General features: G+C 60.8%; 9 protein-coding genes. 3 read left to right on the top strand and 6 right to left on the bottom strand.

Annotated features, from left to right (window positions below):
* The 3 genes from ABSG20_RS12440 to ABSG20_RS12430 form a co-directional block, all read left to right on the top strand.
* On the top strand, positions 1–220 hold a 220-nt coding region (locus ABSG20_RS12440; RefSeq protein WP_423864801.1), incomplete at its 5' end, for a hypothetical protein.
* Positions 221–314: 94 nt separating this feature from the next.
* A complete protein-coding gene (locus ABSG20_RS12435) occupies positions 315–614 on the top strand; it encodes a hypothetical protein (RefSeq protein WP_423864800.1) in 300 nt (99 codons plus the stop codon).
* Between the two features lie 133 nt (positions 615–747).
* Positions 748–1,041, top strand: a complete 294-nt coding sequence (locus ABSG20_RS12430; RefSeq protein WP_423864799.1) for a hypothetical protein — start codon at positions 748–750, stop codon at positions 1,039–1,041.
* Between the two features lie 215 nt (positions 1,042–1,256).
* Here ABSG20_RS12430 and ABSG20_RS12425 read toward each other — a convergent pair whose 3' ends face one another.
* The 6 genes from ABSG20_RS12425 to ABSG20_RS12400 form a co-directional block, all read right to left on the bottom strand.
* On the bottom strand, positions 1,257–5,879 hold the full coding sequence (locus ABSG20_RS12425) for an amino acid adenylation domain-containing protein (RefSeq protein WP_423864798.1): 4,623 nt from the start codon (positions 5,877–5,879) through the stop codon (positions 1,257–1,259).
* Between the two features lie 2 nt (positions 5,880–5,881).
* Entirely contained in the window at positions 5,882–10,492 is a 4,611-nt protein-coding gene (locus ABSG20_RS12420; RefSeq protein WP_423864797.1) for an amino acid adenylation domain-containing protein, read from the bottom strand.
* Positions 10,493–10,632: 140 nt separating this feature from the next.
* Entirely contained in the window at positions 10,633–12,510 is a 1,878-nt protein-coding gene (gene asnB, locus ABSG20_RS12415) for an asparagine synthase (glutamine-hydrolyzing) (RefSeq protein ID WP_423864796.1), read from the bottom strand.
* A 20-nt stretch (positions 12,511–12,530) separates the two neighbouring features.
* Positions 12,531–14,921 (bottom strand): condensation domain-containing protein, encoded by a 2,391-nt coding sequence (locus tag ABSG20_RS12410; protein ID WP_423864795.1) that lies wholly within the window; start codon positions 14,919–14,921, stop codon positions 12,531–12,533.
* Positions 14,922–14,931: 10 nt separating this feature from the next.
* On the bottom strand, positions 14,932–15,405 hold the full coding sequence (locus ABSG20_RS12405; protein ID WP_423864794.1) for a phosphopantetheine-binding protein: 474 nt from the start codon (positions 15,403–15,405) through the stop codon (positions 14,932–14,934).
* An 82-nt stretch (positions 15,406–15,487) separates the two neighbouring features.
* Positions 15,488–16,480 (bottom strand): amino acid adenylation domain-containing protein (locus tag ABSG20_RS12400; RefSeq protein ID WP_423864793.1); only part of this gene is annotated, 993 nt, incomplete at its 5' end.

Genomic DNA, 16,480 nt, shown 5'->3' with positions numbered 1-16,480 from the left:
TTTCGTTTTGATTTTTCGTCTTGTTCACCTGTTTAGCGGGTGTTTCAAACTTGATCGCAGCCACGTAGCCCGGATGTTGGCCGCCTTTTATCCAAAAACCGATAACGTGTCGTGGTCGAAATCCGGCCAGAGAACGGTCCCGATTTACCCGCGAACGACCCCAACGCTCAACCGGGACGGCGCGCTCTCGCGCGGCGTCCGCAAGCACATTCACCGATGAACATATATTGGTCGACTTGTGTAGCGCCCGCCATGATCCCTTAACTTCTTGTCAAGACTTATCGTGAATCCTGACCAGCTAAGGATCTGAGTTCATGATATTGGTTCCCAGTATTATCGGCGGCGCGCTGCTCGGCACCCGCTACAAGGTTTTCTGCCTGGTTCCGATCGCTACGACCGGCATCACCGCCATCGCGGCCTTCAACTTCCTTCATCAGGCGCCGTTGAGTTCAACCGTGCTGACCGGGATTCTGCTCACCGTCGGATTGCAGGTCGGATACCTGATCGGGGTCACCGTCCGCTGGGTGCTGCTTCCCGCCCGCGGCGTTGCCGGACCAGCGCCGCCGCTCCATGCAGCCGCTCCGGACGTTGTGACTTCGGCAACAGCCGGATAACATGCCGGGCCATCGCCACGATGACACAAACACAGCGTTTGCGGTCGCTCCATGGCGCAAATGATCAGCTGCGTTAAAGGAAAAGTCAGGGCCGGGCGGCAAACTATCGGCGCAAACCAACGGAGAGCGTTGCGTGCCACAGATTTGGATGACCTATGACGAACTCGCCGCATTGATGGGCTGCGACCCTGCGCAAGCACGCGGCGCCGCCGCCGCCATTCGACTGGACCGTCGCAGGAGCCGCGACGGCCACACCCGCGCCAAGCTGACGCCGGCGCTGATCGCAGCCTTTCTCGACGGCGTCCTGGCGCAACGCCTTGAGCAGGAGATCGCGGCCTGCGCCGGCGATCTGCATGCATTGCGCGAGCGCATGACCATGCGTCCGGCTATTGCGCCGCAGCAATTACGCCGGTCGGCTGCCGGTTGACATGAAGCCCGCGCCGGCTTTGGGGCGGGCCACTGATCCCGCTTTGATTTCCGGAATCGCTGATTATCGCGTTTGCGTGCCTCGGCGCGAAGAGGGCATGGAAAGCCCGACCGCCAGGGCGTGCAAGCTGCGCTCCTCGGCGACGACATCCAGCAATGAAAGACTCCCCGTTGTTCCGGGGTCGGTCAATGAGGCAACTCCCGGGCTCAAGCCGCCTATGGTCCGGGCGAACGCAGCCTGCGCATCAGGCTCTTCCTGTTTTGCCGCTCACGTTCCAGGCGCGTTATCCGCTTGGTGTCCATATCGATCGCGGCAAGCAGGCCCTGGAGCGAGGCGAGGCTCGACTCAGGGTGCTCGGCGACCTGCTTGAGGCAGGCAACATACATCTCCACCATACGGGCGATCGTATGATCACCGAATAGTTCTGTCTTGTACTTCATGGTGCCGTTGACGTTGCCATCCGCTTCCTCCAGGACCAGCATCATGTCGAATTCGGAAACCTCGCTTTCTACGTACAGCGGAGAGAGCTCCAAACCGGGAAGCTTCAGAATCCATTGCGGGACATTGACAAGCACGATCTTGACCTGGAATAGCGGGGAATATGCCAGCTCCCGAGGGGGATTGAGGGTCTCCACCAACTTCTCGAAAGGCAGATCCTGGTGCGCCAGCGCGTCCAGGGTCGTGACACGAATCTGCCGGAGCAATTGTCGGAATGTGCTGCCGCCGGCGATCTCCGTGAACAGTACAATTTGGTTGAGGAAGCATCCGATGACGCCTTCCGAGGCCGCGTCGCCACGCGTGGCCACGTCGGTCCCGACGGCAATTTTGTCTGTTGCCGTGAGGTGACGAAGCAGCACCTTGAAGGCCCCCAGCAGGATCATGAACAGCGTTACGCCTTCGTTGCGGTAGTTCCTCCTCAGCGCCGCGACACTGTCTGCCGGCACCTGAAACCGACAGCTCGCTCCCAAAGATGACGGGCTCGCCGGACGTTGAAAGTCGGTCGGAATGTCCGCGACCGGAATCGCGCCGGCAAGCTTGCCCTTCCAGTAACCGACCAGCGATGCAAGAACTTCCCCGCACATGGTCTGGCGCTGTTGATGAGCGATGTCGGCGTATTGCAGCTCCAGGTCCACGAGCGGCGAGGTCGAGTTCAAGCAGAATGCCCGGTAAATTTCTCCCAACTCCCGATTGAAGATTGCGACCGACCAGCCATCGAAGACGATGTGATGCACGACGAACAGGCCGACATGCTGGTCGCAATCAAGCTTTACGAGCTGCGCCCGCAACAGCGGTCCCTCCACCAGCGAAAACGGCCGCTTGAACTCTTCGCAGATCACACGCCGCAGCGCGAGCTGCCTCTCATCGCCATGTACTGCCGTGAGATCCATGATCGGAACCGGCGCCACCCAGTGAGGCAGAATTTTCTGGACCGGCTTCTCGTTTCGAAGCGGAAAAGCGCTACGCAATATCTCGTGCCTGCGGACGATCTCGTTCAGGCTTCGTTCGAGCACGGCCGTGTCGAGATGTCCCCTGAAGCGAACAGCCGAAACGATATGGAAGGCGGGATCGCCCGGGTTGAGCTGATCGAGGAACCATAGACGCTCTTGCGCGAAGGAAAGCGGCAGGAATTCGCCGCGGGCGATTCTTTCGACGGCAGATCCCCGGCCCGGGACTCCAATTCTTAGCGCCGTCTCGATCCGTCGCGCAAGCTGCGTCAGCACGGACGCCTCAAACACATCGCGAAGCTGAACGTCGACGTGGAAGAGTTCGCGCACGCGGGAGACCATCTGCATGGCAAGGATGGAATGTCCTCCGAGCGCGAAGAAGTCGTCCTGGAGATGCACATGCTCAACGTTGAGCATGCGAGACCAGATGCCGGCGAGCAGCTCCGACACCTGACTGTACTGTTGCTGCGTTCCACCACCGCTTGCCGGTGGCGGCCGGAGCATTGACAGCGCGGCCCGGTCCGCCTTTCCGTTCGCCAGAAGCGGTAATTCGTCCAGCGCGAAAAATGCCGCGGGCACCGCCGACCGCGGCAAGTGCCGATAAACCCAACGGCGCAAATCGTCTTCAGCCGGGCGATCTGCCTGCTTGTGACACACGAAATATGCTATAATCCGACGCTCGCCGGAGCGATCTTTCTCCAAGACCGCGATGGATTCGCGCACGGCCGGGTGCCGCGACAGCACCGCTTCGATCCCACCCAACTCAATCCGGACGCCATGCAGTTTGATCTGCTGGTCGAGGCGGCCGATATAGTCGACAAGTCCATCTGCCAGTATTCGCGCTTGATCGCCGGTGAGATAGCTGCGCGCACCCGGCCGTTTTCCCAGCAGATCTGGAACAAATCTTTCAGCGGTCAAATCCGGGCGATTCAAATAGCCGCGCGCAAGGCCTACTCCACCGATCACCAGCTGTCCGGCTACCCCAACCGGAAGCGGATTGCGCGTCTGATCCACAATGTGGATCTCGGTATTGTGGATTGGCCGGCCCAGAAGTATCCTTAAGTGGTTCGGATTTCGACCGCATTCCCAGGAAGTCACATCCACCGAAGTCTCGGTCGGCCCATAACGGTTGTGCAATCTGGCGCCCAGCCGCTCGAGAAAGCGCTGCGCGAGTTCGGCCGAAAGTGCCTCCCCGCTTACCATCACGTGCCGAAGCGCCCTGCAAGATGTCACATCATGTTCGAAAAACCGCTGCAGCAGTGACGGCACAAAGTGCAGCACCGTGATCTGCTCCTGAGCGATCGACATCGACAGGTATTTGCCATCAAGATGGCCGGCGGGCTCGGCAAGTACCATGCATGCCCCCGTCATCAGCGGCCAGAACAGCTCCCAGACGGACGCATCGAAGTGGAGCGGAGTCTTCTGGAGCACCCGATCGTGAGCGCTCAAATGATAAGCCTCCTGCATACACCGCAGCCGATCGCAGATACCCCGATGCGCGATCATGACTCCCTTTGGCCTTCCGGTAGACCCGGACGTATAGATGACGTAGACGAGATTATTTTCGTCGAGCGTTGCGGCAGAGGGATCGCTCGGTGGTTCAGACTTGGCATCGTCTTCTGACTCTACCAGCATGATTCTTTCACAGCCCGGGGGCACTGTTTCCGCCAGTCCAGCCGTGGAGAGGATGAGAAGCGGACGGCTATCCTCCAGCATCTGTGTCAGATAGTGCGGAGGGTGCGTGGGCTCCAGCGGAAGATAGGCGCCCCCGGCCTTGAGGATTCCAAGCAAAGCGACCGCCAGTTCGAGCGAGCGTTCCAGAAAAACACCGACGATCACCTCAGGCCCGACCCCGCTCGCCGACAGGCGCCGGGCCAGCGCATCGGCTCGCCGGTTCAGTTCTGCAAAAGTCAGATGTTGGTCGGAAAACACCACCGCGATACTGTCTGGCGTCCGCGCGACCTGTTGCCCGATGAACAGGTGTACCAGCCCGCCCGGCGGAAAGGCCCACTCGGTGTCGTTCCATTCCACGACGGTCTGGTGCCGCTCCACTTCGGTCAGCAGCGAGATTTCGCCGAGCCGCTGGCCGGGGCGCTCGGTCATAGCCCGCAAGACTGTGCGCAAATGCCCGGCCATTCTTTGCATCGAATCAGGCCCGTGCCGACGCGTGTCGTAGACAAACGTCAGGGACATCTCCGATTTCGGAACGACCATCAGGGTCAGCGGATATGACGTGCGCTCAAATGAGCTGACGTCGTCGACCATCAGCGCCGCCGCTCCGCCGCCCATACGCCGGCTCGCGATGCTCAGCGGATAATTCTCGAACACCAGCAAACGCTGGAACAGGGGTTGAAAGGCAGAAGCGCCACACCATTTTTGAATGTCCGCAAGCGATACATGGGCATGCGCCTCGATCTCGCGCTGCAGACGGTGCAAATCCCGCAGCCATGGCAGCAGCGGCGCATCCGCAGGCATGTCGACCTTCAGAGGCAGGGTGTTCATGAACATCCCAACCATGGCATCGATCTGCGGCAGCTCCGCGGGACGTCCCGAGACGGTAACCCCAAGGACCGTGCTTTCGGTACCATCGTAGCGGCCCAGCACCAGGCTCCAGGCCCCCTGCAGCAGCGTATTCAGGGTTATTCGCTGGCGGCGCGCGAACATGTTCAGAGCGGACGTCTCGTCCTCGCTCAGGCAGAGTGTGAACTCCTCATGCGCCTCCTGCAGCGCATCGGGGGCGGTACCAGGCCGGTCTTCGTAATTGTGTGGCGTGATTCCCGATAGCGTGCGGCGCCAATAGTGCTCTTCGCGTGCCTGATCGATCGAGCCCAGCCAAGCAATGTAGTCCTTGTAAGGCCGCGCATCCTCTACGCGGATATCCAGCCCGCACCGGTAGGACTCATAGATGGCAAACGCCTCATTCGCGACCAGCGCAACCGACCATCCGTCCAGCAGAATGTGATGGTGGCTCCAGACGAATCGATGCGCGTCCTCGGCCAGTCGAATGAGCATCAAGCGCATCAGGGGCGGCTTGGCGAGGTCGAACCTCCGCTTGCGATCCTCGGTCAGGAGATTCTCAACTGCCGCGCGCTGCGCCTCTGGATCCAAATATCTGAAGTCATGCCGCTGCAGCGGCAGAGCAACCGTCCGAAGGACGACCTGCACCGGGAGCTCGAGTTCCTCCCAGTCAAAGACTGACCTCAGGACGGCGTGGCGAGAGAGGACATGGCGCCAGACACGCTCGAAAAGCGCGACATCGAGCTCGCCTCGGACCGAACATGAAACCTGTTCGAAATAGGCTTCCGATGCCGGTGCATACCGATAATGAAACAGCATCCCTGACTGCATGTGAGACAAGGGATAGACGTCTTCAATGATGCTGGCAGCCGACATCGCTAGTTCTGCAAGTTGACACCGAGTTTGGCAAAAAGCCGATCGAGTTGCTCCTGCGTCGCTTCAACAAGCGGAAATTCGGCAGGCGCCGGCGGCCTTTCCGTTTCCCGTCGGGCAGAATGAAGCAACGAACGTAATGAATCCGCAAAACTGTCCGCAAGGCACTGGATCGTCGAAGCGCGGAATTGAGCCGCACCATAGGTAAACACGAACTGGAGCTGTCCTCCAACCACCTGCGCGGTCACATCGATGAGGTGACGGCGCTCGTTGTTGGGATCCCTGGTCGGGCCCACCGTCTGCCGCGCAAGATAAAGCAAGGCCGAAGCCGGCCGGGCGTGGTCCAGGCGACCGAGATAGTTGAAACTAACCTCCGCCGGCGGAATCGCTCGCGCCATCGCGGCGGCCGGCCCGTCGCACAGGTATCGAAGGATCCCATGGCCGATCCCCCGTCCAGGAATTTCCGCGAGCTGCCGCTTGATCGACCTCATTTGTTCCGAGGGAGCCTCGCTCATCGCGAGGTCGAGCTGCACCGGAAAAATTGTCGAAAACCACCCGACGGTCCGTGAAACGTCGATGTCGTCGAAAAGCTGTTCGCGTCCATGGCCTTCCATGTCAATGAATAGAGATGATGTCGCCATCCATCCGGAAAACGCGAGCACCAGGGCCGTGAGCAGCGCCTCATTGATCGATACGTCACGTAGATTCGCGAACAGCGCCGTAGTTTCATCCTGGGACAGGCCCCCCGCGACGGCGAGACCCGTTGCTTCCAGATTCGTGCCGCCGGGAAAATCCAGCCTGAGCCGGGCCGGACGCCGTTCTGCGAGGGAGGACCAATGGGCCGTCTCGCGCTGATCCAGCCCGGTGCGTCCAAAGGCGCACAGTCTCTCCGCCCACGCCTTGTAGGAGGTCGTCTTGGGCGGAAGGTCGATGGCCCTGCCCTGCAGCAGGCAGTCAAGACAGGTTTCGAGATCCTCGACGAGGATCCGCCACGATACTCCGTCGACCTGCAGATGGTGACTGATCAGAAGCAGGAGCTGCTCCCCACGCCGGTTCAGAGTGACAGCCAGCGCCCGAACGAGCGGCGGCTGGCTCAGCTCCAGACCGGCCTGAAGCTTGCTGGCGCTGGCCATGATGGCCTCAAAACACGCTTCACCGGCATGCCCGGATACATCGATCGAGCTGAGCGGCACCGTCAGCTGCGGCCCCGCATTGTCCTGCTGCCACCCCGGGGACGTCCTTATGAAGCGGAGGCGCAGCGCATCGTGGTGGACGACAAGCGCGTCGAGGGCCTGTTGCAGCAGCGGAAGGCCAACGGATCTCCTCATCCCCAACATGATGGCCTGGTTGAAATGGTTTGGATTGGCGGGTGTCTGCTTGAAAAACCAGTGCTGGATCGGAGTTAAGGGGACGCTGCCGGTTATCGCCCCCTGCTCCACGCAGGGCACCGGAACCGTCTCCACCACACTCGCCAGTTCCGCGATCGTCGGATGCTCGAATATCTGGCCCGGCATTAGTTGCAAGCCTTCGCGTCGGGCCCGCGAAACCACCTGAATGCTCAGGATCGAATCGCCGCCGCACTCGATGAAATGGTCGTGCACACCAACGCAAGAAAGTCCCAACACATCCGACCAGATCCGCACCAGTTTTTCCTCCTGGGCATTCCGGGGACGCGCCGACGGTGCCTGTTCCTGCGGGAGCCCACTGTCACCGCGACGAAGAGCGTCGCGGTCCACCTTGCCATGCGCCGTTCGCGGCAGCTGCAGGAGAACAATGACCGAGGCGGGGACCATGTAGTGCGGCAATCGGTCGAACAGGAAGCCGCGTATTTGCTCGGCAAGCAGTGCGGTCCCCGCCACCGGGCACACATAGGCAACGAGATGCGCGGCGCGCCGCTCGGCCTCTTGGACCAGCACCACGGCATCCGAGACGTCCGGATGCCGCGCAAGCTCGGACTCGATTTCTTTCAACTCGATCCGGTATCCACGCAGTTTGACCTGTTCGTCACCACGCCCCAGTAGCTCGACTTCGCCCGAGGGCAAATAGCGGGCCATGTCGCGCGTGCGATACATTCTTGCACCCACCTCGCCGCCAAACGAGTCGGGTAGAAACATTTCGGCCGTCAGGCTGGGGCGATCGAGGTATCCACGACAGACGCCGTCACCGCCGAGGTATAGTTCGCCCTCGCTGCACTTGGCAACGGGACAGAGCTGCGGGTCCAGCAGATATAGTCTGGTATTGGCGACCGGCCCCCCCGCACTCAGCCGCTGTCCCGACGCGGCTTTTCCAAGGTCGCGACTGACCGTGCTCCAGACGCTGGCCTCGGTCACGCCATACTCGTTGTGCAGCGAGGTCTTGGGAAGCGTCTGCCGATGAAGCGCCACGAGATCTTCGCGAAATGCGTCGCCTGCCACGATCGCCGTCTGGAGGCTGAGCGCGTCGTGCTCGCAGGCGCAGGACAGAAAGTACCTGTAGAGGAACGGGACACAGAGCATATGCGTAGCACGCTGCTTCGCAACCAGGCCGCAGAGGTGCGCCGGATCGTTCTCTCGTCCCGCCTCGGGAAATATCAGCGATCCGCCACCGCACAACGCCCAGAACAGGCCGGCGCATGAGCTGTCGAACGCCAGCGAGGACACCATCAGAAACCTGGTGACGGGCTGACGATAATACTCAAAACGGGCAAACGTGCTCTGGACGAGGTTTCGGTGACTTACGACCGCTCCCTTCGGCTGCCCGGTCGAGCCGGAGGTATAGATCACGTAAGCCGCGTTCTCCGGCGTGATCCGGCGCCTTGCCATCTGGAAGGCGCGCCGGCTGCCGTCGATATCCTCGACGCAAATGACAGAAGTGCCGGCGGGAAGCTTCGATACCAGCGCGCGGCGCGTCAGCAGAACGTGGACCCGGGCATCCTCCAGCACGTAATTTATCCGCTTGCCGGGATAGGACGGATCGATCGGCACATAGGTGCCTCCCGACTTCAGGATCGCCCACAACCCGACGACGGCTTCCAGAGTCTGGTCGATGAAAACGCCAACCCGCGTCTCCAAGGTCACCCCCGAATGCGTCAAGTGCGCGGCGATCCGAGATGCCTTGGCGTCCAGGGCCGCATACGTCAGTTGCTGATCCCCGCAAACCAGCGCAATACGGTCGGGAGACTGTGTGACCTGCGCTTCGATCCACTCGCAAACATTCTCAATGTCCGGAATCACGGCCCGGGTGTCGTTGAGTTCGGTCAGAAGAGAGTGCCGCTGAACGGCATCCGGTAAACTGAATTCTGAGATGGTCGAGGATATATCCCGAATCGCGCTGCCAAGAAGCGCGACGTAGGAGAAAGCCATGTGCCGGATGGACTCACGGTCGAACCGACCGGCGTCATAGTCGATCGTTGCCGTCAGCGCGCCACCGGCGCTGCTGCAACGAAGCCTGATCGCGAAGCGATCGTAGCAACTGTGCTCCTGCTGGATCGCGAAGGATATGTTCGCCGCGTGCCATTCGCGGGCAGCGTTCTCAAAGTCGAAAAGAATCGGAAAATATTCCTGAGTTTGGCGCCGGGCACTGCCCGCGGATGCATCCGGCCAGACGCCATATTCCTGCCATTGCGAAGCACCGTGCAGAGCCGCCTGCGTCGCGCCCAGCAATTCACCGAACGAAAGCCGCTCGTCCAGATCGCCGCAGACGGGCAGATAGCGAGCAAGAAGTCCGACAATCTCCTTCAGTTCTTCACTCACACGCCCATCGAAAGCGACCCCGACAGTCAGCCGCGTTCGCGCTGCCAAACGTCCCACCAGAAGCATCCAGCACGCCAATAGACAGGCCTGGAGGCCAACGCCATACCGCGCAACTGCTTCCGATATCTCTGCGGCAAAGACGGGATCGAGATCCAGGACAACATTGTCAATACGAAAGCCTGAGCCGTTCGCAATTTGCCGTTCGAACGGCAATTGCAGCGCCGGATCGACCGTGTCGAATCGCTTGCGCCAGTACGCGATCCCGTCGCGACCGCCGATCTGCCCCAGGATATCCTGCTGCCACTCGTAGAATGCGCCGGGCTGCACAAGCGCTTCGGCCGGTTCGCTTCGAAGTGCAACTCCCGATGCGCAAGCCGCATAGTCATGGCTGATCTCGCGCGCCAGGCTTCGCAACGCATGTCCATCGCCCAGAAGAGCCGGCAACGATAGCAGCAGAGCTGAACGCCCCTCCCCCAGCACACCAATCGTCGCGCGGAATAGCGGGCCATTGGTGAGGTCGTACTCTGCCCCCGCCTCGGACAGGAGAATGCGCTCAGGGTCCGAATGCCCGTAGGCGGCGGCAGCGGCCCGAAGGTCGATTTCCTTGATGAACGGGGGCGCGGATCGACCGACGATCTGAAGTGCCTCGTCCGCGCCGGGCGGGCAGCTGAACGTTGTGCGTAGCGCCTCGTGCCGGTCAATTGCCCGCACAATGGCCTGCTTCAAGATTTCGAACCGGACGCTCCCCGCCATTCGCATGATAAGCCAGGACTGATATGCGCTCGATCCAGCCTGTATCCGCCAAAGACGCTGCTGTTGAGCCGACAACCCGAAGGTCCGGCATTCTCCCGGCAATGTCCCTCCCTGTAGATCGTTCCCGGACATCAGAACCTCCTGGTCTCGGCGGCGATCAGCTATCCCTGCGTTATTCGGATCATCCGGCCCTGAGCCGCCCTGGCGGAAACCATCGTCTCGAAAATGTTGTCGTCATAGCCACGAAGACCCTGCGACCAGTTGCAAGTCCTTCACAGGCGGTATTGAGTGTGAAGAAGGCAGGTACACAACATCATAAACAGCGGCGCATCCAGCTTGAGCTGGGTATCTTTCTTCATCTGCGCCAAGCCATCGAGCATTGATACCACGATGGACCGATCGAAAAAAGGCACTGCATCCATCAGCGATCCCCGCAACGTATCCTGGATGAGCGCGTATAATCCACTATCGGCCGACCGCGTCGATGGCGGCGCGATGAAGGAGTGCTTCGGCGAGCCGTAGACGCTCCCGGTGAGATATGGCTGCATCGCCTCGCGCAGCACATGCTTGCCGGCGCCTCCGCGAACGAGAAGCTCAACGGGGATATCCCGGACCACCGAGAACAGAAGGTGGTCCAGGAACGGCAGACGCACCTCGACGGCGTGCGCCATCTCGAGGCGATCGCAGGCCAGGCTGTAATTCGCCAGAATTGACTTGATCCACAAATAGAGCGACTGAACCACGCATTCGCGTCCCTGGAGCTGCCCGGGCAGGTCGAACTGGCCGACGAAGCGGCTATAGATGTCTTGACCGGAGAACCGCTCCGCAAAGTCAGGCGAAAGCAGCGCGTGAAAGATCGATCTGTTCAACAACAGCTTCTCGATCCACGAGGGAACAAAGCCGAGCCGCCGAGAGACCGCCGCCAGCGCTGTTCTGGCGGGTTCGGGGATCAGCGAGGTGTCCATCCCGCCGCCGGCCGGCGGCGGTCCGCATCCATACCTCAGCGCATCCTGCCGAGTGACGGTGTAGCCGCCGAATATTTCGTCGGAGCCGTCGCCGGCAAGCACGACCTTGTAGCCCGCCTGATGCACCGCGCGGCTGAGAAGATACCGCCCGACGCCGTGGGCATTGATGCCCAGCATCTCGCTGTGCCACACCGCGCCAGCCAGTTGATCGGCCATCTGCTTCTCACCGATGGCCACGTCGTTGAAGGCGGCCTTGGCATGAGCCGCGGTTTGCCGCGCGATCTCTCCTTCGTTGTACTCGCTATCGCTGAAGGACGCCGCAAACGCCTGCAGGGGACTTCTGCAACAGGCGGCGGCGATACCGAGCACACTTGAGGAGTCCACGCCTCCGCTCAGGAAGCAGCTTACCGGCACGTCCGACCGCATGCGGACCCGGACGGCCTCCTCAAGCTCCGACCTTACAGCGTCGACATAATACGCATCGGAGCGGCGTACCGCGCGTTCCCCGGTTGGGGCGTAGTCGAGGTCCCAATACTTCGCCGTCGTGATCCGCTCCACGCTCGCCAACAGAGTGTGGCCTGGCGCAACCTGGCGGACGCCGTCAAACAAAGTGCGGTCCTGGTTCAGGCACAAAAACAGGTGCTGATAGTATTGCTCGTAGTCCCAGTGCGCCGGAACACCGGCGGCAAAGAGCGCTTTCGCCTCGGACGCCAGATATACCGTGCCCGCTAAGCTGGCGTAGAAAAGCGGCTTGACGCCAAACCGATCGCGGGCGGCGAAAACAAGCTGGTTCCGTTCGTCCCACAGCACAAACGCAAACTCGCCCCGCAAATACTTTACGCAGTCGGAACCATGATCCTCGTAGAGATGCGGCAGGATTTCGCTGTCGGAGCGCGTGCGAAACCGATGCCCCTTTTTCTCGAGTTTCCCTCTGATGCTCTCGTAACCGTAGAACTCGCCGTTGACAATTGCCTGAACCGTACCGTCTTCGCTACCGATCGGCTGCCCCCCGGTTTCGAGATCGATGATGCTGAGCCTGTTGTGGCCAAGGCCCACGCGCCCGTGCTCGGCAAGCCAATATCCGGACTCGTCGGGCCCACGGTGGCGAAGTCTCGCCGTTGCCATTTCCAACGCGGGCCGGGAAATTCTCTCGCGGCCCGAAAAGATCGCAACGATGCCGCACATGTGTCGGATCCACCTGAAATTTAGCGTCGCTGCGCGACCGGTTCGGCCATTCCGACCACGACCTTTCGCGGGCCGACATAAGGCCTTCGGCCATGCACCGACAACATATTGTCCAACAGCAGAATATCTCCCTTTTGCCATGGGAAGATCAGTGAATCGCGTTCATAGAGGCTTCGCAGTTCTTCGAGCACATCCGCTTCGATTGGCGATCCATCGCCGTAATACGTGTTATTGGGCAGATCTTCCTCCCGAAATTCCGCCAGCAGCTTTTCTCGGATGATCTTCGGAAGTGTCGTTACATGAAAGAATGTGGCGTGATTGAACCACAATTGCTCGCCGGTTTTGGGGTGCAACGACAAGGCCTGCCCCACATATCGCGTGCGAAGGCGGTTGCCGTCCTTCCATTCGCAGGTGATCCCCTCGCCTCTGCAATAGTCTTCCACTCTGCCTCGATCGGACGTGCCGAACACTTCGCTCCACGGCAGACCGAAGCCATCCCCGTAATTGCGCACATACATGACCCGCCGTTCCGAAAAGCGTTTCCGGATGCCGGGGTTCAGATGGCGGAAAATGGCCCGCGCATTGCCGATCGGTGTTTCACCACCTTGTCGAGCGGCGGTCAGGCAGCAAAAGTAGATGCGCAAGGGAAAGGTCGGGCAGAACGCATGCTCGTGGTGAGGAAAAATACTCTCCTCGGCGGGATAGTCCGTCGAGCTGTAGATACGGTTGCCCATCTGAGTGCGGGGCGAAGCGCGAAAGCGATACTCCAGCAGTTCATCCGAGACGGACTGGACAAACTGCTCCAGACAGTCCACGTCATTGACGGGAAATCCCCGCAGCAGCACGCCGCCAAAGGTCAGCAATTGCTGTTCGAGGCTGTTCCTGTTGTGATTGGCCCATCCGTTCAAATTGAGTCCGTAGACGGCCGGCCGGATCACCGGTAGCCGGGTTTCGCCGCTGTCAAGAAATCCGGTTTCGATCAACTCTGCATTGGACGTCGTTAAGGGCTTGGGTCTCGCTCGGCGGAATCGGCTGAGCGTGATGTTTCGCCGCTCCTCGGCCTCGGCTTCGCTCGATTCCTCGTCCTCACGGCCGAGGCGGTCGAGATAGCTTTGCAGCGGTGCATCGAAGCCGGCGGCCATTTGCTCGAGCACGGCCCGGAACCGAACGAGCATTTTCCGCACCTGAGACGTCTGGAACAGATCCGGATCGTAGTAGAATTCGAGCCCAAGTCCCGATCCAGGCACCACCTTCACCACCAGCGGGAAGCTCGAATTCGTCATGTAGTCCTGAGCCTGTATCCCCGGGGCCCCGGGGTGCCGGTTCGAGACCGACCACGGCTTCATGAACGCGACGACGCTCTCGAACAGGGAGGTTCCATACGGCACCTCGCTGAACCTGCGAATTTCCGTCAACGGCGTGTTTTCGAACTCTCGAATATTCGCCAGGAGCCGCTGGATCGAGTGTAGCCATGGAACCAACGAATCCTGCGGCCTGATTGGAATTCGGATAGGCAGGGTGTTCACGAAAAGCCCGACAATGGATTCGACATCCCTGAGTTCGGGCGGCCGCCCGGAGAAAACGCAACCGAAGACGACGTCCCGCGTGTTGGCGGAGTGACTTACGAGCAGCGCCCAGGCGCCCTGAACGATCGTATTGAGGGTCAACTGATGCTGCCGCGCCAGCGAGTTCAGCCTGGAGGCCGCTGCCGGGGGAACCTCAACACGCTCCTGCGATTTCGGCTGTCCCTTTGGCGGCGAAAGAGCCGGGCTCTCCCGGTTCGTGAGCGTCGCTGGCTGCCGGAATCCCGCCAGCATCTCCCGCCAGAAGCGTTCGGCCGCCGAGCGATCCCTGCGCTTCAGCCAAGCGATGTAGTCGCGGTAGGTCGCTTCCGGCTTCCCGTCGCAGTTTTCGTCTGATGCGCATCGCGCAAACACGTCTCGAAGCACAATGTATTCACTCCAGCCATCTATGATCAGGTGGCTGCTGGTCCACAATAGTTGACAGGCATCCGCGCCTGTTCGGATCAGTGTCAAGCGCATCAAAGGAGGCTTCGAAAGGTCGAAACTCTTCGCTCGGTCGGCATCGAGAAGCGCTGCCAGCCGGAGCTGCTGAACCTCGGCAGGCATGTCACGCCAGTCGATGACCACGAACGGCAGCTCAACGCTTCGGCTGACCACCTGGACCGGCTTGTCGAGTTCCTCCCACAAGAAGGCCGTCCGCAAGGCCGCGTGCCGATCCAAAACACTTTGCCACGTTTTTTGAAAGCGCGGGATGTCGAGTGCGCCCTGCACAAGGTAGAGGGACTGCCCCAAATACATGCCGGCATCGCCGGCGGCGAGCATGTCGAACAGCATGCCCAGCTGCATCGGTGACAGCGTATAGATATCCTCGACGCTTTCCCGCCGCATCCTCAGCGCCTCATGCCAGCTTTCTGATGATCCTCGCCAGATCGTCGGGACTGAGATCAGCTTCCGGAAACTCATGGGGCGTTATTGCCGAGGAGCTGGCGTTCGGCGGAGGCGAAAGCCGGTGCATAGCCGCTGTCGCCACCGGGTTTTGACCGGCTTCCTTGGTTGCTGCCGCCAACTCAGCGATTGTTGGATGCTGGAAAAGCAGCGTAGAGCTGACCCCGAGGCCTGCACGATTGGCCCTTGCAATGACCTGAATGCTGTGAATGGAATCCCCACCCAGCGCAAAAAAATTGTCATGAATACCCACTTCGTTGACGCCGAGAACCTCGCTCCAGATGCCTGCGAGCGTCTCTTCAACATGGGTACGGGGGGCCACATGGTTTTCCCGCGGTGCCTGCAGCCCTTCCTCGTGGAGAAAAAGCTTCATCAACTCTTGCTTCTCCGGAGAAAGTTGCTCCAGCCGCTTCAAGAACTCACTCATGATCGTCCATTCGAATAACAAAAACGATGCGTCGGCAATCCCGTCACGTCGCGGCGCGAGCCGTTCGAAAGCTGCCGCGGCGTCATTTCGGCGCCTGTACGGCCGCGGCTAACCCGGACGAGCGGACCTTCGAAAGCATAGCCCTCGCATCCGCCTCGGGCAACTGCTCAAGCCTCTTGAGAAAATCCGAGACCTTCGGGTCAAGATCCGTGTCGGGGTCAGGCAGCCGCGCCCGATCGACTTTTCCGTGGGCGTTGCGCGGAAGTTCGCGCAGGACCACGAACGATGCCGGAATCATGAAGTCGGGCAGCTTGTGACGGAGAAACTCCTTCAGCTCGCCGGCGCCGACTGGCTGCCTGTCAACAACGAACGCCGCAAGACGCGTGCGTCCGCGCTTGTTCGCTGGCACGACGACGGCGTCGCGGACCAGCGGATGCTTCCGCAACGCAGTTTCGATCTCCCCCAACTCGATGCGATGTCCCCTCACCTTTACCTGCTGGTCGCGCCTGCCGACAAACTCAATGACACCATCGGGGGCGTAGCGGGCCATGTCGCCTGTTCTGAACAGGCGCTCCCCCGCGCCGGAGCTGAAAGGATCGGGGACAAATTTCTCCGCGCTCAGCGCCGGTCGTGCGTGATAGCCTTGAGCGACCCCGCCTCCCGCGATGCAAATCTCGCCGACGACGCCCATTGGCACCGGACAGAACTGCGCATCGAGCAGAAACATCCGGGTATTCGCGATCGGCCTGCCGATCGGCAGGGACTCGCCCTCCCTCGCGCGAGAATACCGATGGACGCTGCTCCATACCGTCGCCTCGGTCGGACCGTACTCATTAAAAAGGCCGGTCGCGGGAAGCGCTTGGCGATGACATGTTACGAGTTCTCCGGGGCACGCCTCCCCGGCCATGATGACGGTCTCAAGCGAGCGGAGATCTGCCATCCCCTCATCAAGGATAACGCGATAAAAAGAGGGCACGCTGAGCCAATGCGACGCCTGCCAGTCGCGGACCAAGGCGCTGAGTTGCATCACGTCCAGCCTTATCGACTCCTCCGGGATGAGGAGGGCCCCACCCGT

It is taken from the genome of Bradyrhizobium sp. (assembly GCF_049512235.1).
In the GTDB taxonomy this organism is placed as follows: Bacteria; Pseudomonadota; Alphaproteobacteria; order Rhizobiales; family Xanthobacteraceae; genus Bradyrhizobium.
The sequence above is the reverse complement of the archived record's forward strand: the minus strand, read 5'-3'. Positions and strand labels throughout refer to the sequence as shown.